The 20,617-nt window shown below is 33.6% G+C and carries 21 protein-coding genes; 14 read left to right on the forward strand and 7 right to left on the reverse strand.

All coding sequences use genetic code 11. The annotated features are described in order from the left end of the window. Window positions 1–451: 451 nt before the first annotated feature. Window positions 452–1,966 (reverse strand): multicopper oxidase family protein, encoded by a 1,515-nt coding sequence (locus D2K40_RS05725; RefSeq protein ID WP_117153859.1) that lies wholly within the window; start codon window positions 1,964–1,966, stop codon window positions 452–454. A gap of 51 nt (window positions 1,967–2,017) precedes the next feature. Then, window positions 2,018–2,248 (reverse strand): SHOCT domain-containing protein, encoded by a 231-nt coding sequence (locus D2K40_RS05730; RefSeq protein WP_117153861.1) that lies wholly within the window; start codon window positions 2,246–2,248, stop codon window positions 2,018–2,020. Between the two features lie 342 nt (window positions 2,249–2,590). Here D2K40_RS05730 and D2K40_RS05735 point away from each other — a divergent pair, with 342 nt between their 5' ends. The 9 genes from D2K40_RS05735 (at window position 2,591) to D2K40_RS05775 (ending at window position 8,151) form a co-directional block, all read left to right on the forward strand. Next, window positions 2,591–2,935 carry a four-helix bundle copper-binding protein gene (locus D2K40_RS05735; protein WP_117153863.1) on the forward strand — a complete coding sequence of 115 codons (345 nt, stop codon included), beginning with the start codon at window positions 2,591–2,593 and terminating at the stop codon, window positions 2,933–2,935. A 335-nt stretch (window positions 2,936–3,270) separates the two neighbouring features. After that, complete coding sequence (locus tag D2K40_RS05740; protein ID WP_117153865.1) at window positions 3,271–3,978, forward strand: response regulator transcription factor; 708 nt, start codon at window positions 3,271–3,273, stop codon at window positions 3,976–3,978. Further along, the gene (locus D2K40_RS05745; protein ID WP_117153867.1) at window positions 3,962–5,329 is read left to right on the forward strand and encodes a sensor histidine kinase; all 1,368 of its coding nucleotides are present in this window, start codon (window positions 3,962–3,964) and stop codon (window positions 5,327–5,329) included. Before D2K40_RS05740 ends, D2K40_RS05745 begins: the two co-directional genes overlap by 17 nt. A gap of 82 nt (window positions 5,330–5,411) precedes the next feature. Then, window positions 5,412–6,029, forward strand: coding sequence for a class I SAM-dependent methyltransferase (locus D2K40_RS05750; RefSeq protein WP_117153869.1), 618 nt, complete (start codon window positions 5,412–5,414; stop codon window positions 6,027–6,029). Window positions 6,030–6,494: 465 nt separating this feature from the next. Continuing rightward, window positions 6,495–6,737 carry an SHOCT domain-containing protein gene (locus D2K40_RS05755; protein WP_188618795.1) on the forward strand — a complete coding sequence of 81 codons (243 nt, stop codon included), beginning with the start codon at window positions 6,495–6,497 and terminating at the stop codon, window positions 6,735–6,737. 46 nt (window positions 6,738–6,783) lie between these two features. Then, entirely contained in the window at window positions 6,784–7,293 is a 510-nt protein-coding gene (locus D2K40_RS05760) for a hypothetical protein (RefSeq protein WP_117153871.1), read from the forward strand. A gap of 77 nt (window positions 7,294–7,370) precedes the next feature. Further along, complete coding sequence (locus D2K40_RS05765) at window positions 7,371–7,559, forward strand: SHOCT domain-containing protein (RefSeq protein WP_117153873.1); 189 nt, start codon at window positions 7,371–7,373, stop codon at window positions 7,557–7,559. Between the two features lie 37 nt (window positions 7,560–7,596). Further along, entirely contained in the window at window positions 7,597–7,905 is a 309-nt protein-coding gene (locus D2K40_RS05770) for an SHOCT domain-containing protein (protein ID WP_117153875.1), read from the forward strand. Between the two features lie 15 nt (window positions 7,906–7,920). After that, window positions 7,921–8,151, forward strand: a complete 231-nt coding sequence (locus D2K40_RS05775) for an SHOCT domain-containing protein (protein WP_117153877.1) — start codon at window positions 7,921–7,923, stop codon at window positions 8,149–8,151. Between the two features lie 131 nt (window positions 8,152–8,282). Here the strand turns inward: D2K40_RS05775 and D2K40_RS05780 are convergent, their stop codons facing one another. Beyond that, the gene (locus tag D2K40_RS05780; RefSeq protein ID WP_117153879.1) at window positions 8,283–8,897 is read right to left on the reverse strand and encodes a hypothetical protein; all 615 of its coding nucleotides are present in this window, start codon (window positions 8,895–8,897) and stop codon (window positions 8,283–8,285) included. 283 nt (window positions 8,898–9,180) lie between these two features. Here D2K40_RS05780 and D2K40_RS05785 point away from each other — a divergent pair, with 283 nt between their 5' ends. Then, entirely contained in the window at window positions 9,181–10,983 is a 1,803-nt protein-coding gene (locus D2K40_RS05785) for a TOTE conflict system archaeo-eukaryotic primase domain-containing protein (protein ID WP_229666655.1), read from the forward strand. Continuing rightward, on the forward strand, window positions 10,970–11,530 hold the full coding sequence (locus D2K40_RS16625) for a DEAD/DEAH box helicase (RefSeq protein ID WP_229666653.1): 561 nt from the start codon (window positions 10,970–10,972) through the stop codon (window positions 11,528–11,530). The genes D2K40_RS05785 and D2K40_RS16625 overlap by 14 nt, the downstream gene beginning before the upstream one ends. A 168-nt stretch (window positions 11,531–11,698) precedes the next feature. Here D2K40_RS16625 and D2K40_RS05790 read toward each other — a convergent pair whose 3' ends face one another. Beyond that, window positions 11,699–12,523, reverse strand: coding sequence for an ion transporter (locus D2K40_RS05790; protein ID WP_117153881.1), 825 nt, complete (start codon window positions 12,521–12,523; stop codon window positions 11,699–11,701). Between the two features lie 206 nt (window positions 12,524–12,729). On the opposite strand from D2K40_RS05790, the gene D2K40_RS05795 reads away from it, so the two are divergent. Next, a complete protein-coding gene (locus D2K40_RS05795) occupies window positions 12,730–13,224 on the forward strand; it encodes a hemerythrin domain-containing protein (protein WP_229666652.1) in 495 nt (164 codons plus the stop codon). Between the two features lie 75 nt (window positions 13,225–13,299). Here D2K40_RS05795 and D2K40_RS05800 read toward each other — a convergent pair whose 3' ends face one another. The 3 genes from D2K40_RS05800 to D2K40_RS05810 form a co-directional block, all read right to left on the reverse strand. After that, window positions 13,300–13,719 (reverse strand): hypothetical protein, encoded by a 420-nt coding sequence (locus tag D2K40_RS05800; RefSeq protein WP_117153883.1) that lies wholly within the window; start codon window positions 13,717–13,719, stop codon window positions 13,300–13,302. Window positions 13,720–14,572: 853 nt separating this feature from the next. Next, entirely contained in the window at window positions 14,573–15,427 is an 855-nt protein-coding gene (locus tag D2K40_RS05805; protein WP_117153885.1) for an SDR family NAD(P)-dependent oxidoreductase, read from the reverse strand. Window positions 15,428–15,499: 72 nt separating this feature from the next. Further along, a complete protein-coding gene (locus tag D2K40_RS05810) occupies window positions 15,500–17,437 on the reverse strand; it encodes an oxidoreductase (protein WP_240324909.1) in 1,938 nt (645 codons plus the stop codon). Between the two features lie 194 nt (window positions 17,438–17,631). On the opposite strand from D2K40_RS05810, the gene D2K40_RS05815 reads away from it, so the two are divergent. Then, window positions 17,632–19,176 (forward strand): PucR family transcriptional regulator, encoded by a 1,545-nt coding sequence (locus tag D2K40_RS05815; RefSeq protein WP_117153888.1) that lies wholly within the window; start codon window positions 17,632–17,634, stop codon window positions 19,174–19,176. Window positions 19,177–19,436: 260 nt separating this feature from the next. Continuing rightward, window positions 19,437–20,543, forward strand: a complete 1,107-nt coding sequence (locus tag D2K40_RS05820; RefSeq protein WP_117153889.1) for a glycerol dehydrogenase — start codon at window positions 19,437–19,439, stop codon at window positions 20,541–20,543. Window positions 20,544–20,617: the final 74 nt, after the last annotated feature.

The following is a 20,617-nucleotide window of genomic DNA, read 5'->3' on the forward strand; positions in this document are numbered from 1 at the left end:
GTAATCAATAATATTTTCGTATTATAAGTTAGATGATGTTTAAAATTGAATCCTTTCTTTATACTTCTTAGTTAACATTCTTAGTTAACATAACAAAATGCTAACATTTTGCTAACGCAATCCTATGAAAAACTGTAATATTCCGTTAAAGATGTTACAATAATAATTTAGTGGAACCTTAATATACCGCACTCTTTGCGCACTAGGTTAAAGATATTACACTCTCTCACATTACGGGCGGCATGATGTAATCTAAAAAAGTGCAACATGCGTGCCCAGGATAACTATTAGTATCATTATTTTACACATTCTTATCCTACTCCACACAATTCATAAATCCGTAGCAGATAGTTCATATATATAACAAAAATCCAGCCTTTGCGAGGCTGGATTTTTTAATAACTAAAAGAACCAAATAATATTAAGATCAAATTTATGACGACTGGTGTTATCACTGTTGTTGAAACGGTGAGTAAACGTTATTGTAATCAACAATGGTTACCATGCCCATCTCCGCATGGTTATTGTCATGACAATGGAATAGCCATTGGCCTTTATTATCCGCTTTGAAGTAAATGGTAAACGACTCTCCTGGCTTCACATGAATAATATCTTTAACGACAGGTGATTTTAGCGCGGAATCATTTTTCTCGGCGACCTGGAACTTGTGACCGTGTAAATGCATTGGGTGGTTCATTCTACCATTGTTCGTCATCGTAACTTTCACAATATCGCCTTTACTGACTTTGATTGGAGGCGTGTCAGGGAATGTTTCACCATTGATTTGAAATCCCATACCTTGCCCCATATTCATCCCCATGCTTAAATTCATTTCATAGGATACATCGACTTTAGGCTCATCTTCAAAAATTAGTTTCGCACTACCATATGATGTTCCGTCTGCTACGGTGTCTGTACCAACCGAAACTAATAGGCGTTCAGAACCAATATCATCTTGTTTCTTTGTGACGACAGGGATTATCATTTCTACGGCATGTTCAACTTGAGGATTTTCCCCGATCACTTCCATATCACTTGACTGTTTCGTAAACGCAACGTCGATACGTTCACCTGGAGCAATCTCAAGAATATTGGAATCCCCTCTAGAACCGATCACGTCTTCTGCATCATTTGCAATCACTTCCATTGATCCTTTCGGAAAAACGAGTTGATGTTGCTGATATCCTGCGTTAATAAAACGAAGTCTCGCTGTTTTCCCTTTTTCCATCACAAGAGATTCAATTGAGGTACCTGACTTCCCGTTTACACTGAAGGTATCATACATTTGAATGGTATCTCCTTCACCATTACCAGCGATACCGTCGTTCATCATACCACCCATCATATTGGACATATCCCACTTATTCTGATTAACTGCCCATTCGTCTATAATGAAAACTTCATCTTGTTCATACTGTTCATCATCTTCTTCGATAATAAGTGGAGCATACAGTCCCATATCAACTTGATCAGCACTGTTTTGATGAGAGTGATACCAGTAGGTTCCAGGGTTATTTGCAACAAATTCGTACGTGAACGTTTCACCAGGCTGAACGGCATCTTGAGTCAGCCCTGGTACACCGTCCATTCGATTGGGTAACACGACTCCGTGCCAATGTATGCTGACTGGTACTTCAAGTTCATTAGTTAAATTTACTTGAAGGAAATCTCCCTCTGTCACACGAATTGTCTCTCCCGGCACAGTCCCATTATAGGTCCACGCTTCCACACTTTTAGTATCACTGAGTTTCCATGTTGTTTTCTCTGCAGTCAGATTGACCGTCTTTACAGGACGACCTTCTGCACTTACAGTATCTAAGTCTAAAATACTTTCACTGTTTTCCGTTGCCGGTATCGAGACCCCATCACTACTCTCACTGTAAAAAGGTGATTTCAAGTACGACGATCCCCATACAACTAACAATAAAAGAATAATAATTGATCCTGTTATTTTTTTGTTCATCATCGTTCACCTCCAATTCCAAGACTTCATAAGCATCCTGTTTTTCTTTGAGTGTTATTCTTGAAGCTTCTTTTTTAAACGTTCATATTCTTCTTCTGAAATCTCTCCATTTGCTAATCTTCTCTTCAAGATCTCAAATGAGTTACTCTCTGTTCGATTATGAGACGACGACGTTCCACGATTGTTGAACATCCAGAAAATCACAGCAACAATCGCAATAATAATGAAAATACTGAAAAAGCCAAATCCAAAAAATCCTCCGCCCATTCCACTTCCGTTCATCATTTATATCTCTCTCCTTTGCATTATGTCTATAAAACCATATATACCACATTAGGTATATGTTTAAACTAAGAGGTTAAAGTTTTATAGCTAATATAAATTCAGCTTAAATTAGAAATGTTGAGAATTTGCGAAGATTAGTAAACTGATTTAACTTCTCGATAATTAGATGTTTTAGGGTGTGTTGAAGAAAATCAACGAGACTATAGGGGATAGGAAGAACGCTTAGATACGTTTATCAATCCTCTAAAAGTATATATCTACTATAAATCAGGAATTAAGATGTATAAATAACAATAAACGTAGGATAATAACTTTGACTAGACTTTATTGGAGGTTTTTATAATGGGTGTATTATCAACATCAGCAACAACCATGGATAATTGTATTGAGTTATGTGTAAAGTGTGCAAGAGCTTGTGAGGAATGTGCAACAGCTTGTTTACAAGAACAAGATCTACAAGCAAGAGTAAAGTGTCTTCAAATATTAAATGATTGTGCACAAATCTGTTTACAGGCAACTGCTTATATGGCTCGTAATAGTACATTTTCAAAACAGCATTGTCAACTATGCGCTGAAATATGTGAAGCTTGTGCAGTAGAATGTGAGAAATTTAAAGATACTCATTGCCAGGAATGTGCAAAAATTTGTCGTGAGTGTGCAGAAGCTTGTAGAAATATGGCTTCTTAAATTAGTAAAATGGTGGAGCTAACCTTAATTGGAATTAGCTCCTTTTTATTGCCTCTTTAAAATGTTTATTCTCACTAGTCTCATCTGTCCAAAATTAAGAATGTTATTTCCACTTTCATTTGAGTGTGCAAATGAATAGACTGCTGTCCCTCCTAGTATGACTGCTCCACTCACTAAACTAAATATAAGCTTTTTCATTTTACTTCAATTCCTTCTTTAATTACCATTATAGTACTAATTAGATATGTAGTTTTTATGTTTTAGTTGTGTGGAACTTATGAATATTATCTTTTTTCATAAAGAAGATGATAATATCATATAAGAGGTGATTTTTTATGACAAAAATTCTTGTAGTTGATGATGAAAAAGTAATACTTGAAGTGCTGGAAGCTTATTTTGAAAAAGAAGGATGGGAAATTCTATTTGCTTCGAATGGAATTGAAGCACTAAAAGAAGTAAAAGAACAGAGCCCTGACCTTATTATATTAGATTTGATGCTACCTGATATATCTGGAGAAGAAGTGTGTAGGTTAGTAAGAAAGGATAGTAATACACCCATTATCATGCTAACTGCTAAGTCTGCAGAAGATGATTTAATTAATGGGATTGTAATTGGTGCTGATGATTATGTTACAAAACCTTTTAGTCCAAGAGAAGTGGTTGTGAGAGTAAAAGCCTTATTAAGAAGAACGCAGCAGATGGCAAACGGGAATCAAATGACTTTTAACAATTATAAACTCATGATTGATCATGTTAAAAAGGAAGTAAAGCTTAATAATGAGATTCTTACTCTGACTCCAAATGAGCATAAGCTGTTAATAACGATGGCGAGTTATCCAGGGCGTGTGTATAGTAGGTCTGATTTATTAGAAAAATTACAGGAAGATGGTGCCTATTTTGAAGGATATGAAAGGAATATTGATACCCATATAAAAAATTTGCGTAAAAAAATGGAAGATGACTCGCGCCGACCTGAATTCATTATAACTGTGTTCGGGATGGGATATAAGTTTGGAGGAGAAAAGGATGAATCTAACACTTAGGTCAAGGATATTAATTTATCTTTTAGTGGTCTCTTTAAGTGGTGTTTTCATTACTAGTTTTACGATCTTTTTTGGTGTTGAAAATCAATTTACCGATTATCTCGAAAAAAATAGAGAAGAACGGATCGAGACAATTAAAGAGGAAGTATTTCAACAATATGATGATACTGGTGAGTTAACTAACGAACAGCTAAATAATATGCTGCATCAGCATGCAATGGCAGAGAACTTATACTTTAAACTTTATGATGGTAACGGTAATTTATTAATTGACACAACATCGCTGCGCTCCATGATGGGAATGATGAACGGAATGCAATCCCAGGTGGATTCTACTGATTATCGATCATCTGATTACCAATTAACAAAGGGTAATCAAGTAATTGGGAACCTGATCGTATTTTACCCAGAACAATTAATGGGTGAGGATTTTATCTTTTTAAAAACCATAAAACAAAACATTCTTCTTGCAGTATTGGTTACTGTTATTCTATCAATCGTATTTAGCTTGTTATTTTCAAAGCGCTTAACTTCAGGGTTTAAGAAGCTAATTAATGGGGTTGTTGAGCTACGTAATCATCAATGGCGAACCCGAGTCCCTGTTGAAGAATTGACAGAGGAAATGAGGCCATTAGGTGATTCGTTTAATCAGCTTGCAGAGTCCTTATCAAAAGAAGAAATACTACGAAAACAGTTTACAGCAAACTTTGCACATGAACTTAGAACACCTCTTGCAACATTAAGAAGTCATATTGAAGCTTTTCAAGATGGTATATGGGAGCCGGATTCAAAGAGGCTAGAGCAGTGTCATGAAGAACTAATGCGCTTAGTTAGGTTAGTAAATGAATTAGAAAAGTTAATTGCAGCCGAAAATCCTCAAATTAAATTGGATAAGACAAAGTTGGAAACCGGAAAAATAGTGTCGTTCATAAAAGAGCAATTCAACCCATTATTTATGAAAAAAGGAGTAGAGTTAGAAGTACAAGTTAATGAAGAACCACAATGGTTTTTAGGAGATCGTGATAAAATCATTCAAATCTTAACGAATATTGTTAATAATGCCTTACAATATACACCTCAAGGGAATAAAGTATCTATTCATGTAGAAGAAAAAGGCGATCAGATTACATTCATCGTTCAAGATGAAGGCGAAGGAATAAGTGAAGAAGATCTGCCATTATTGTTTCAAAGATTCTATCGAGGTGATAAATCACGTGACAGAAAAACAGGGGGATCAGGAATTGGCTTGTCGATTGTAAAGGCACTTGTAGAAGCACATCAAGGAGAAATCAAGATAGAAAGTCAATTAAATGTTGGGACAACTATAAAAGTGCAATTGCCAAAGAAATAAGGATAATGAGTTAATTATTTTGTTTGGTTTTCATTTGTCTTTAGTATATGAATTAACAATGTATTTGTAGGAGAGATTCGATATGAATGAGAAATTAACTGAAAAGATTAAGAAGCGGTATAATCGGGTGTCAGGGATATACGATTCCATGGATAAGATGATAAAAGAAAGCTGGAGGAAAGACTTGCTTGATAATGTAGAAGGATATATTCTTGAAGTCGGTGTAGGTACTGGTGCAAATTTGCCATTTTATCCTGATGATATTCATTTGACGGGCATTGATTTTAGTTCAGGTATGCTAAAGCATGCAAGGGAAAAGGTAAATAATCTAACTTTACCTTATCAAATAAATCTTATTGAAATGGATGCGCAACAAATGGACTTTCCTGATAATACTTTTGATTATGTCGTAGCCACTTGTGTTTATTGCTCCGTACCTGATCCTGTAAAAGGACTAAAAGAAATGGGAAGAGTTTGTAAACCGGATGGGAAAATCATTCTGTTGGAACATATGAGAAGTGATAAAGAAGTAGTAGGAAAATTGATGGATCTATTAAACCCCATTTCGGTTAATATATGGGGAGCAAATATTAACCGTAAAACATTGGATAATATAAAACAGGCAGGCTTATTGATTGAACAAAATGAGGATTTGTTTTATAGCATTGTAAGAAAGTTGGTAGTTAAACCAAAGAAATAAGCTTTAAGAGACTGCTTATTATAATTACTTAGGTGCGAGTAGGTTTGGAAAAGAGTCACTTAAATATGTTTCTAGTATAGAAGAAAGAGGTTAAGTCATTAAACTTAATCTCTTTTTTGTTGTCGCTTTTTTTAATCCACATAACTTCCACACAATTTATCGACAAATTCTATATAAATTTTGCTTATGATAAGGGAAAGTAAGAAAACAAATTAAACTTTACAAGTGAAAATTAGGAGGCGATAAATGTTTCATTAGTTTCAAATTGCACTCATTGGATTTATCTTTCAAATAAAAAATCTAATGATACAGATTGAGATGCAAGTAAATGAAGTGTTGGTCTCGAGGTAACTAAATTAATGGTTAAAAGTCGATAAATTGTTTCTACACAACATGCACATAAGTTACTCATAAAATCCCCATTAGTAAAATGTATTATTGAATTAAGAAAGGAGAGATAAAGTAATGATGGGATTAGGACATGGTTTTGGAATGTTTGGATTTGGAGGTGGATCATTCATGATGGTATTGGTATTGTTACTCATCGGCTACTTAGTCTATTTAGGGATTAATAGTCAAAGTACAGGTGCTGTAAATAAAGCGCAACCGGTAGCAAGTTCAGATGCAATAGAAATTGCCAAGTCTAGACTTGCAAAAGGAGAAATATCTTTTGAAGAGTATGAGCAAATCAAAAAAAATATAATGTAAGGATAATATATGTCTAATAAAAAAATTAAAAGGAGATTGATTAGATATGAATATACTTAATGGAATTATAGCGGCAGCATTAGCTTTTACAGGTGGAGCAGGATTATCTCTATTTTCTGAGGAAGATACAAACAATCCGAATACAACGATTCAAGAGCGGGATGTTAGAAATGATGAAGTAAGAGATATGATGGGTACACGCGATTTGGAAAGTATGCAAACATTCATGGAAGAAGACAATGTGAATTTCGATGAGATGCAAAGGTTCATGGAAGAAGAAAACGTGGATTTTGATGAGATGCAAAGGTTCATAGAAGAAGAAAACGTGGATTTTGATGAGATGCAAAGGTTCATGGAAGAAGGCAATGTGGATTTTGATGAGATGCAAAAGTTTATGGAAGAAGGTAATGTGAACTTTGGACAAATGAAACCATATATGAGTGAAATGCACCCTAATCTAGATGACCAAGAATTAAATGAATGGTACAAGGGAATGCATGGGACTGGCGGTTCATCTCAAAGTAGTAATTTTAGAGGAATGGGAAGTATGCATTAAAAAATAATGAGCGGGTCAATTCACTTTGGCCTGCTACCATAAAAAATCAAAGATAGTATGAATGGAGGAGTAAAGTTATGTTTTTATTACTGATTGTTTTAGCCATTGGTTTTTATCTGTATAAAACAGGTGAATTGCAAAAGTGGTTTGGCAATAATCAAACAGAAGTCAATAATACAAATGGACTTAAAGAAGTGATCGATTATAGATATGCATCTGGTCAAATTTCTATTGAAGAATATAACAAACTAAAAGCATTATTATAAAACTAAATTTAATTAAAAATAGAAGGGAGAAATTATCATGATGAGTGGAGGACATATGGGTTATTTCGGTAATGGTGGATTTAATGGATACAATGGCATGCAGCAAGGATTTAATTCATTTGATATGATGGCAGGTGGTTCTGTAATGACTGTGCTTGTTTTTGGGCTTATTGCCTTAGCGCTTTATCTCATTTTTAGAAATAAGAACCAACAAACATCAGTCTCAACGTTAAATACGGGTAATGCTACAGTTATTGAGGCAGAAGAAATTGCAAAATTACGCTACGCTCGTGGCGAAATAACACATGAAGAATTTCAATCGATATTAAAGACAATAAAGCTGTAATGAGGTGAAATAGCCGTGCTAAACTTAATACTACTCATAATAATATTTTATTATCTAGTAAGAACCCGAGACCTTTATAAATTAATAAGGATGGGAAAAAAGTTATTCGAAGACTTTCTTACTAGCTTAAAAAAAGAGAAGCATGAATCAACAGTTGATAATAATCCTGTAGAGGTATTAAAGCTCCGTTATGTACAAGGTGAAATTGATAAAGGACAGTATGAACAAATTTTAAAGAACTTATAGGTGAAAAAGTCGTCTGAATTTATTTCAGCGGCTTTTTGACTTTATAATGTCTTTCAAAAATCCCTGGTTAATTCGTGGTTTTCTAAAGAGCTTACAATGGATTCTATGAGACCAATATTACGTTACAGTGTTCATTCATGTTCATAATCCTTTAAGTCTTTAAGTGGGTTGGATAAATCATGGCTCTCCTCTCCATGACCATCATGTTGATTAACATTATCTCCAGGGAATACTGGTCCTAGTTGATTAAAAATAACAAAAAAGGCGACTATTAAAAAGGCCATTACCACGTGATTGTGCAGAATAGATTTATGGTCGATATCTAGTTCTTCATTTAGAATATAAAATACAATTAAGAGAGTGAATACAAATAACAAGAACATTAGTTTAACTATTATGTCTCTATACTCAGATGATACCATTACTCCTAGCATTGCTCCCATCATACCACCCATTGCTCCAGAAAGTAGCCCATCTAATACCGCCATCATACTTATGGTTAACCCGGGCAATACACCCGCAATAATGCCTATTAACATTCCAAGTACTGTTGATGTAAATATATTGCTAGAATAAATTATTCCTAATATTATTCCAATTATTATCCCTATACTCATTCCTAATGCCATCGAAATCATCATGCCCGTCATACAAGTGATTTTCTTTCTATGTTTAATTGTTTTAAACAAAAATATTAAGTAAAGAACACATATTATTAGTAACATAACTGTTAAAGAAGTAGTCAATTAAATCCCTCCATACCTTGTCCATTAATATATGTTGGTCTGTATTTAGATATGATTTGACCATTCAGATAAGCTCTAATTTCCTGTTTGATGTTTTTGCATTCTATTATTATTTACATATGGAACAGAATCAAAAAATATACTCTTAAAAAATAAACGATAAAAAATTAATAGTATAATTTCATGGACACACCCCCAGTTAAGTTTCTATAGAATAATACTGTTAAGTAGCAACATTCTTGGCTAAACTAGAGTTAAAGATTTTAACGATTGGGGTAGCCTTATGGATATTCAACAACAGCTCAGTTCTGCTTTAAAAGAGATCGATAGACTTAAAAAAGAAAATATACAACTAAAAAGAGACCTCTATAAAGCAAAGAGTCATAATACATCTTATAACCGACCATCTAATATAAAGAAAACAACAACTGATTTTACTCCTAAAGAAAAAGCAGCAATCTTACTATTTATGAATCTTTTTCAAGGGAGAACTGATGTATTTGCACAAAGGTGGGAATCGAGTACTACGGGTAAATCTGGTTATTCACCTGTATGTGGAAACGAGTGGGATAAAGAGCTTTCTCTAAAACCTAAAATCAAATGCCAGGATTACTCTAATCGATTATTCCATACCTTGACTCCTCAAGTTATTTATGAGCACTTACGTGGCATAAAAACTGTAGGAATATATCCGTTACTTGAAGATAATACGTGTCATTTTCTCGCTTTGGATTTTGATAAAAAACAATGGCAAGATGATGTACGTGCATTTATTGAAACCTGCAAGGATTTAGAATTGCCATATCACATTGAACGCTCCCGCTCAGGAGAAGGTGCTCACGTTTGGTTCTTTTTTGAAAAGGCAATAAGTGCTTCGTTAGCTAGAAAGTTCGGTATAATTTTATTATCGAAAACAAGTGAAAAACGTTTTGAAGTTGGGATGGATTCCTTTGATCGAATGTTCCCAAACCAAGATCTATTACCTAAAGGTGGTTTTGGTAATTTAATAGCTCTACCATTGCAGAAACAAGCAAAAACGAAGGGGAATAGTGTGTTTGTAAATGATTCATTTCAAGAAATTACGGATCAATGGCAATACCTTTCATCAGTTAACAAGATATCTGAGAAAGACACTTTACAAATAGTATCTAACTTTTCAAAGGAATCACACCCAATTATGGTAAAAGAGGAAGTTGATAATATTGACTTGCCAAAAGAAATTACGATCGAATTGAAGCGGGGTATTCAAATTCCTAAGATTTTACTACCTAGTAAAGTACTTAATGAATTAAAAAAGCTTGCGACGCTTGGAAATCCAGAGTTTTTTAAAGCACAAGCAAAGCGTTATTCTACTTATCGAATACCTAGAATGATTGATTGTACAGAGATAAATGATAATATGCTTATACTGCCAAGAGGGTTGTTAGAAAAAGTGGAGGAAATTTTCTTCAACTATAATATATCTCTTAAAATCCAAAACAATCAATTTAATGGAAAGTCTATTAATACTAAATTTCTTGGTCGACTTACTAACCAACAAGAAGACGCTGTTTCTTCTTTAGCTAATTATGATAATGGAGTGTTAGCAGCAGATACTGGTTTTGGGAAAACAGTTGCAGCTGCAGCATTAATTGATAGAAATGAAACGAATACACTCATAATTGTTCATCGAATACAGTTAGTGGAACAATGGAAAGAGAGATTATCAACTTTTTTAAACATTTCAGTAAATGAAATTGGTCAAATTGGTGGTGGAAAAAATAAACCAACCTATCACATAGATATATCTACGATTCAATCGCTTAATCATAACGGTGTAATAAAACCCTATTTACATCAGTATGGACAAATATTCGTGGATGAATGTCATCACATCTCCGCCGTCAGTTTTGAAAAGGTATTAAGAGCAGTCCAAGCTAAAAAAGTTTATGGATTAACAGCAACGCCAATTAGGAAAGATGGACTGCATCCGATAATATTTATGCAGTGTGGACCTATAAGATACAAAACGAATAGTAAACAGCAAGCTAATATCCGGCCCTTTAAACAAACTCTAATTAAAGAGAACATTAATGAAAACGGATGATACTGATATACAAGCTATCTATTCTTTGTTAGCTAATAATAAAGAACGAAACGACATGATTTTTAATGATGTGCTACAAGCTCTAGATGAAAAACGGTCACCTATAGTGTTAACAGAACGTTTAGACCATGTTAATGAGCTATATAACCTTTTTAAGGGATTTGCCAAAAATATTATTATTCTATCTGGAGCCAGTAACAAGAAAGAGCGACAACAAAAGCTTGAAAAGTTAATTCAATTACCTGATAGTGAAGAGAGATTGTTAATTGCAACAGGGAAATATGTTGGAGAGGGGTTTGATGATGCTAGATTAGATACACTCTTTCTAACAATGCCAATCTCTTGGAAAGGAACATTACAACAATATGTAGGGCGGCTTCACCGCGATCATGGTGATAAAGATGAAGTAAAAGTGTTTGATTATGTTGATTCGAATGTCGATGTTTTACAGACGATGTTTGAAAAGCGCCTAAAAGGATATAAAAATATTGGTTATAGTCTTTATGGTGAAAACAAAGCGAAAAGTCAACAAATTCAATTGTTCTAGTGAAATATGTTGAGTTATATAAAAATACTTTGTGAGATATCCAATTGAGTTGTAAGCTTAAGATAAATACACCTAGATAGATATCTTACAGTACGAATTTAGTAAAACCAATAACAGTAATACAAAATAGGATTTCACAAAAAAGACTCAAGCCAAATTGCTTGAGTCTTACTTCATATTTTGAGATTTGATTAAATCTTTAATTTCAGCTAATTCGCGTCTCATTTCTTTAATTTCACTTGTATCCTCTTTTATTTCAGTAGTGTCTTCTTTAATCTCATCTGTTTCTCCTTCAATACCCTCAGAAATCTTTTGTGCATTATTGACGATTTCACCAACAATTAAATTAATCATAATAAAGGTTGTTACTACGATAAAGGAAATAAAATAAAGCCATGACCATGGGGCCTCAGCAAATATTGGGCGAAAAATTCCACTTGCCCACGATTCCAGCGTAAAAATCTGAAATAAAGTAATAAAAGTAAGGTGGAGGTTTCCAAAAAAATCAGGTGATATGTCTCTGTAAAATGAAGTGCCCAAAATAGCGTATACGTAGAAAATAATAGCCATGATTAACATGACACTTGTGATCGTCGGTATGGCCATAAAAAGCGCTGTTACAACTCTTCTTAAAGATGGCACTGCAGTTATTGTCCGCATGATACGCAGTACACGGAAAATTCGTAAAACACTTACAAAAGGTGTGCTATATAAAATTATGCTACCTACGATAATAATAAAATCAAAAATATTCCAACCATTCATGAAATACCTTTTTTTATATACAATAATTTCTAAAACAACTTCAATAAGGAATATTAGCAGGATAATAATATCAATCCAAAAAAATAAACCTTCATATGGCGTATAGATAGAATCAAAGGTCTCTAATCCTATTAATATAGCATTAAAAACAATTAAGCCAGTAATAAAATATGTAAAACCATTACTTTTGACAAATGAAGCTAATATATTTTGATTATCCCGGGTCATATATTTATTATTCCTTTCTTGATCAAACTCACCTAAAAATATATTATAACATTTTAAATATAAAAAGAAGAAATGTTTCAAGAAACATATTATCTTGAAGTTGAGTTATAAGTGTCAAACAACGTTTTACCTATAGACCAGCTGCTTATCTACATGAAAAATGTTTATTAGTAAGATGTTATAATATAAAAAAGAAGTGAGCTTACTTGAAACGACATGAAGCATTATATCCACTTTCTCACCACCATCATCATACCTTGGTAATGGCCAATCAATTGAAAAAGGCTGATGAGAATAGTAGTATTCAACAGATGACAAGAGATGTGATTCATTTTAGGGAAACGGACGGCGAAGATCATTTTCGGGATGAGGAAGAGGTGCTTCTTCCACTGTATGCACAATACGAGTCGGTAGATATAGATGAAATTAAAGAAATGCTTATACAGCATGTGCAAATTAGAAGTTATGTTCAACAAGTTCGTTCTACTAAAAGAGCGGATCGATTGCTTTTCAACAAGCTCGGTCAGTTGATAGAAAAACAAGTCCGGCTAGAGGAGCGCATTATTTTCCCGATGATTGAAAAAGCAGTACCAGAAAACTATTTATATCAAGCAAATGGTCGTTTCACCGTGATTCCTATAGCGGATTTTAAAAAACTAAATAAAGGAAGAGAAACTATGGATATACTGAGATATCTGTAGTTTTTTATTGTTAAGGTGGGTGTTTTTTCAAAGAATGATAACCTCTCCTATTAAAAAAGCGCAACAATGTGCGCTTTAATCCTTCTCAAATATTTCCGTTGATTCAATTAATTTTAAATCTTCCACATAACCTGATTCAACAACAACATCACCACTCAAGTTTTCTCCCATTTCACCGTAGATCTCTTTTATTTCTTCTGGTTGCTTATATGGAATAAATGCGTTGTATACTTCATATTCACCAGGTTCATAATCACTAATATCAACTGTGTAAGAAAATGAGCCGTCTTGTACTTCGGTTGTACCTTCTTCTGGTATCTCGGTTTCTTTGTAGTTTGTTACTTGATAATTAATAACAGATCCATCTTCTAAGTTAGTGGTTCCTTCAATAGTGACGGTTTGATCATCAATACTCATTTCATCTTCATATTCAACTGCATCATTACTGCAAGCAGCCAAAAAGATTAACCCTAAAAATAATAAAACTTTTTTCATAATTGATCCTCCATAAAATTTTATTTTCCTCTATTAACCTACTCCAACGTGCTCAGATCTATATTTATTAATCAAAAAATTACTGCTAGATACTGATACGCTACTATCTTCAGAAGAAAAATTAATAGCATCTTGTTCTTTAAATGATACAGTATTTGATATCTAAAGGGAATAGTTTTTCCAATATTATAAAGGGTTTTGAGAGTATTAGAGTCCCTGGATTGATTAATATAGTGATTCTTAGACTAGTGAATGACTAATCTGGTAACCGAATCCAAAGATTAGTACGTTTAATACAAAAAAATTCTATTAGTATTGAAATGTGGTAGAGATGATTTGCAGAAGGTCTGTCGTAGGAAAATTTATACAGAAAACTAATTTATAAAATTAATGATAAATTTTAGGAGAGGTGGTAATATGACTAGCGATAATTGGATTACCTATAGGTGCTGTTAATGGACAAATTCTACACTTTATTCTCGAAAGTTCATATAAGAGGGGGGATTCACTGTCTTAAGGTAGAGCATCATTAGGGTTTTAATGTTTTTCGTAGGTAATTACAAAATCTAGGGATAAAAGTCTTGAATTAGATAATGCGCCCCTCACCCTGGCGGAAACATGATGTGATTTACGCCAAATTCTTGATACGAAAGGGTTTTATGTAGAGATCAGGAATACTTAACATTTTTATAACAATAGAATATTATTGAAGGCTTCTCATTAGTTTTGAGAAGCCTTTTAAATTAGTATATACACCTAGGAAAGAGCTTTAATTATAAGAAAATGTGATGATTCATTAATAGATAAAATTTTAAATCTATATTCTTATAATTTATTGTTTACGATTACTAGTTTACCCAAAGGTTTTCACCGATGGTATAACTCCTTCGAGCATGTCTTTTACCCTTTTTCCTATAAGCGGATTATATTTAGGGTGAGTCAAAATATAAAAACGTTCTTCTTCAATCGCTGTAAAGACACTTTGACCAATTGAATCAATTGGAATCCCTGTATTAATAACATGATGAGCACGTGCCAGCCCATCTTGATATGTTTTACTCTGGTAGTAAGGCTCATCTGGATCCATTTTAAATCTATCTGGACGCTGCCTGTCACATTCATGTAAATTAGTTTGGACAAAACCAGGACAAAATACAGACATTTTAACCTTTGCATTCATAGCCTGCATTCCATAATTCACGGATTCGCTCAATGCCACTGTAGCATGTTTGCTTGTATGATATGCTGCCATGCTTGGTGTTGTTAATAGACCTGCAACTGATGCAGTGTTGACGATATGGCAAGGAGTGTCCTGCTTTAACATAATAGGAATAAATGCTTTTAAGCCGTAGGCAATCCCATTAACATTAACACCCATAATCCAATCCCAATCATTTACAGGAAGTTCCCAAATAGGTCCTGGCACAACGACTCCAGCATTATTAAAGAGCAGATCAACACTTCCAAATCTTTCAATTGATTTACTTGCTAAATTTTCTACCTCTTCATATAGAGATACATCAGTAGGAATGGAGATAACCTCTGCACCCATATCTGATATTAAATTTTCAGTCCTTTTTAGATCTTCTTTATTTATATCAGCAATTACTACTTTCATTTCACGCAGTGCACATTCTTTAGCGAACTCTACACCAAAACCATTTCCTGCCCCGGTGATAACAGCTACCTTACCTGAAAAATCTTTCATAGATATATTCCTCCTTCAACATATATTTTCTTTATGTTGTTATTTCCCTCATAAGAATTTGGTGTTCTAAAGTTATAAAATATAAGATTGTTCAAATCCTTCTCTTACAGCATCAGATACTCTTCCTGACTTGTGTGCATCACCAATGACTATTACATTTTGGAATTCTTGCTTTAATTGTTCGAGAAGTCCAATTCTTGGTTTAACACCAATAGATAAAACAACATGATCGGCTTCAATTTGTTTTTGACTACCTAATTTTACTTCAGATAAGGTTACTTCTTCTTCGCCAATGGCGGTTATGCGATGTTCTGTCATAATATTGACTTGATATTTGTTTAGTTTTTGAGTTATATCAAACAAGATGGAGGGATAGATGCCATTTCCAATATTTTTCTGTATTTCTACGATAGTGACTTCATTACCATTTGCAGCAAGCATTTCGGCTGTTTCACAACCAGTCATTCCAGATCCAATCACAACGACTTTCTTATTAGTGACTTTCACTTTTTCATCTAGAATATCGTTAGCAGTACTTATATGTTTCTGATTTATACCTTCGATAGGTGGAATAATCCCTTCAGCTCCTGCTGCCCAGAATACTGCATGAGGTTCTAATTCCTTTATATCCTGAATTGTAGGTTTAGTACTAACACGAATATCTACATTTAGTCTTCTTAATTCATTTTCTTGATAATTGACAAACCAAGTCATTTTTTCTTTACCTGGTGGCTTTCCTGCTAATCTTAACGCTCCGCCTAATTGTGGTTCTTTTTCAAATATTACTGGCTTATATCCCTTCAAAGCCAATGTCCTTGCAGCTTCCATACCACCTGGACCACCACCAATTATAGCGATTACTCTGTTATCTCCGTCTTTAGCTAAATCATTAAATTCAAGTTCACGACCAACAATTGGATTTACAGCACATTTGATAGAACGTCCAGCGCTAACTTCTTCAATACAGTGAAGACAAGAGATGCAAGGTCTAATTTGATCATCTAACCCTTTAAAAGCTTTGTTACACCAAGATGGATCAGCTAATTGCGCACGACCCAATCCAACAAAGTCAACGATTTCATTTTCTAATAAGCTTTCAGCAAAATCAGGTTTTCGAACAACGTTTACAGCAATTACTGGAATTTTAACTGCGGCTTTAACCCCTTTAGCTAAGTGTTGTTTCCATCCCTGAGGATAAGAGCTTGGCTCTACAATTGTTACACCTGATTCATATGTCCCACTACTAATATTTAATGCATCAATACCAATACTCTCTAAATATCTTGAAATCTTAATTGTATCTTCTAGTTTCAGTCCGCCATCAACAAATTCATCAGCGCTTAAACGAACACTAATCGGAAATTCACTCCCACATATGTGTTTTATTCCAAGTATGATTTCTGTAATAAAACGCATTCGGTTCTCAAAATGGCCACCATATTTATCTACTCTTTTATTTGTATAAGGACTAATAAACTGATTAATTAAATAACCATGTGCTCCATGCAGTTCAATTCCATCCACACCTGCATTTTGTGCTAACTTAGCTCCTTTTACAAATTTTTTCACTAATCCTTCTACTTCGTCTGTTGTAAGTTCTCTAGGTTCCTCTTGTGTGCGCTTACACATTATTGCACTTGGAGCTACAATTTGTTTGCCATCAATTAAATGACTGTGTGTTTCTCTGCCAGGGTGGTGTAGTTGAACAAAGAGCTTCGTTCCATATTTGTGAACGGTTTTAGCCAAGCGCTCTAACTGTGGTATATATTTTGGGCTTGTGGCTGTTAATTGTGTAGGTAGACCCGCACCATATTCTTCATCAATTTTTGTAATTTCAGTTATAATCAATCCACAACCACCTTTAGCCCGCTCTTCATAGTATTGGATTAGTTCTTGTGATGCTTCCCCTGAAGCTTTTGCTAAGGAAGTTCCGATTGCAGGCATAACCGCGCGATTTTTTAATACTACAGAACCGATTGAACCTTGAGAAAATAATAAAGGATATTTCATCAATACATTGCCTCCATTCTCTTTTTGTGAAATAATGAACAAAAAATACAGTTTAAAAGTATCATAGATATAAGGTAGCTACAATATAACTAATAAACAGTGTTTGGCTTTCACGTTGTTCATGATAAACAGTCAAACATTTTATAATTAACATTACTTTGTTATTACTTAAAATCTACTTTTAGGAGGAAGACATGGTTACATTTTCAGATCTCTATAGTAGTTTAAAGTCATATCAACCGACATTGATTTTATCGAATAAGGACACTAATATTGAAGATTTCACGTATTTAACTGCATTAAAAGATATTGATAATAAGTATGTGTATATTTCAGATGTCAGCGCATTGGAGAATCAAATAGAAAAACTTATTGATACCACCCTTATAGTTATTATTGAGGAACCACTAAATACTGAGTTGATCCAAATATTAGATAATAATTCATGTAATGTTATAACTTGTGAGAAAGTTAATTCACCAATAGAATTGTTTGATACGGTAAGGAATATCTTCAATCAAGAAGTAGATTATTTGCAACAGGTAAAGAAATTATACGATTATGTTATTACACAAAGTAGCTTACAAGAAGTTCTAACGTTCGCCGAAGAGTTGCTAGGGAATCCTGTGTTAATTATTGATGAGAGCTTTAAAATTATCGACTATTCAAAACAAATTCCGATTATTGATCATATATGGAAAGTCAATTCTGAGAAGGGATATTGTTCTTATGAATTTATAAAAGAAGTAACGAAATATAAGGCTATTCAAGAAGCTCCACTTTCTGAAGAGCCGTTTTGTGTAACTTGTAAACAAAGTAATAATAATAAAATAGTTAGTAAGATATTCATTGGTAAGAAATTGCGTGGGTATATTGTTGTTTTGGAATGCAATCGAAAAGTACCTAAGCATCAGATTAAAATAATCCCTGAAATCAGTAAGGTCATTGGGCATTATTTAACACATCAGCTCACTTCTTATCTTAATTTGGAAGAAAAGCTTATTATTGATTTAATTGAAAAAAAGATAGATTTAAAAAATGAATTAGAAGAGAGAAAAAAAGCATGTGGTAATGCATTTAGTAAGGATAATTATCTCTTAGCTATAAAAGCAAAGGAATCTAATATAAGCAAAAAATATAATTCTAAGATCCAGTTGCAATTAGCAAAACTCTTTCCGCAGAGTAAGCAATTTATTTATAAAAACTATATAGTAGTTCTTATATCTTTTCGCGATGCAATACATTTTGATACATCTAATCGTGAGCAATTAACACTAGCATTAGAAAAAGATGAATTAATTGGGATAATAAGTGATCACTTTAAGGAGATAAAAAGTATAGGTGTTATATTCGATTATTTAGTCAGTAGTTTAGAAATAGGGGAAATTATTTATAAGGATAAACACTATCTCGAATCTTCTGAGATGAAGTTCTTTAATCTTTTAAGGAAAATGGATTCAAAAGAGGATCTTCTTAGCTGTTGTCATCCAGCAATTATAACGATCTATGAATATGATCAGAAGCACCACACTGATTATTATCATACTTTGTTTGTTTACCTATTGAACAACCAAAATATTCATGATGCCGCTGAATCCTTATATATTCATAGAAATACAATGAAGAATAGATTAAAAAAAATTAATAAATTAGTAAATATAGATTTATTAAAGGGTGAAGTTTCTTTTCAATTATTTTACTCTTATAAAATATTAACCTACATACACTGCTTAAATTAAATGATTAAACTAAATTAACAATACAAATCTAATCTTGTTTTCACCTATTGGTGGAGACAAGTTTTTTTGAATTGACGCCCTATTAATGCGGTATCAGTATATAACTTATTTCAATGTACTTTAATAGTAGATTGTTCATTTTGACAGATAATTAATTCTGTCCGTTTACGATAAAGCGCTTTCATTGTAACGTAATTAATGAGCATACTATATAGAATGATATAGCGTCATTCTAAAAACATTTACTTGGAGGAATTCTCATGGATAAACTATTTATTAGCCCGGGTCGTTATGTACAAGGAAAAGATTTATTAACACATTGTAGTCAGTACATGGAACATTTAGGTGAAAAATTTCTTGTGTTAGCTGATGAAACAGTACAAAAAATATGTGCAGATGAGTTAGTAGAACATTTAAGTGATTCATTTGAAGTTGAACAAGTTACTTTTAATGGTGAATGTTCAATGAATGAAATAAATCGGGTAAGTGAAATTGGGAAGGAAAAAGGTGTTGACGTTATTGTTGGTGTTGGTGGTGGAAAAGCCTTAGATGCAGCAAAAGCAGTTGCTGATCGTTTATCAAGTCCAATTGTTATCTTTCCTACACTCGCATCTGCTGATGCACCTACTTCTGGTTTATCTGTTGTGTACACTGAGGATGGTGCATTTGAGCAATACCTATTTTATAAGAAAAATCCAGATCTAGTGTTAATGGATACTAGAATTATCTCTAAAGCACCTAGTCGTATGCTTGCTTCGGGTATATCTGATGCTCTGGCAACCCTAATCGAAGCGCGTGCTGCTAAACAGGGAAATGGAAATACAATGGGTGGTGGTAAGGCAACAATTACCGGCCTTGCAATTGCTGAAGAATGTGAAAGAACGTTATTTAAATATGGTTTACAAGCATATGCTGCCAACAAAGAGAAAGTGGTAACGCCAGCATTGGAAGCAATTGTTGAAGCAAATACATTACTTAGTGGGCTTGGTTTTGAAGATGGTGGTTTAGCCGCTGCTCATGCTATTCATAATGGTTTCACCGCAATTTCAGGTGATATACACCACTTGACACACGGAGAAAAAGTTGCCTATGGAACAATGACACAGCTTGTACTTGAAAATCGTCCATTGGATGAACTTGAACGTTATATTGAATTTTATCTGCAATTAGATTTACCTATTACACTAGAAGGAATTCACTTAGATAAAGCGTCAGATGAAGATTTATATAAAATTGGTGAACTAGCAACTGCGCCAACAGAGACAATGGTTAACATGCCATTTGATGTAACAGCAGACGATGTGGTTCAGGCAATAAAGGCAGTTGATATTTATGTGAGAGACTATAAAGCAAGACACAAGATATAACTCTACAACTAACAACTAATGGACTGCAAGAAGTTCGAATATGTAATTAGAATTCTTGCAGTCTTTCCAATTAA

Source organism: Paraliobacillus quinghaiensis, assembly GCF_003426025.1.
GTDB classification, from domain to species: domain Bacteria; phylum Bacillota; class Bacilli; order Bacillales; family Amphibacillaceae; genus Paraliobacillus_A; species Paraliobacillus_A quinghaiensis.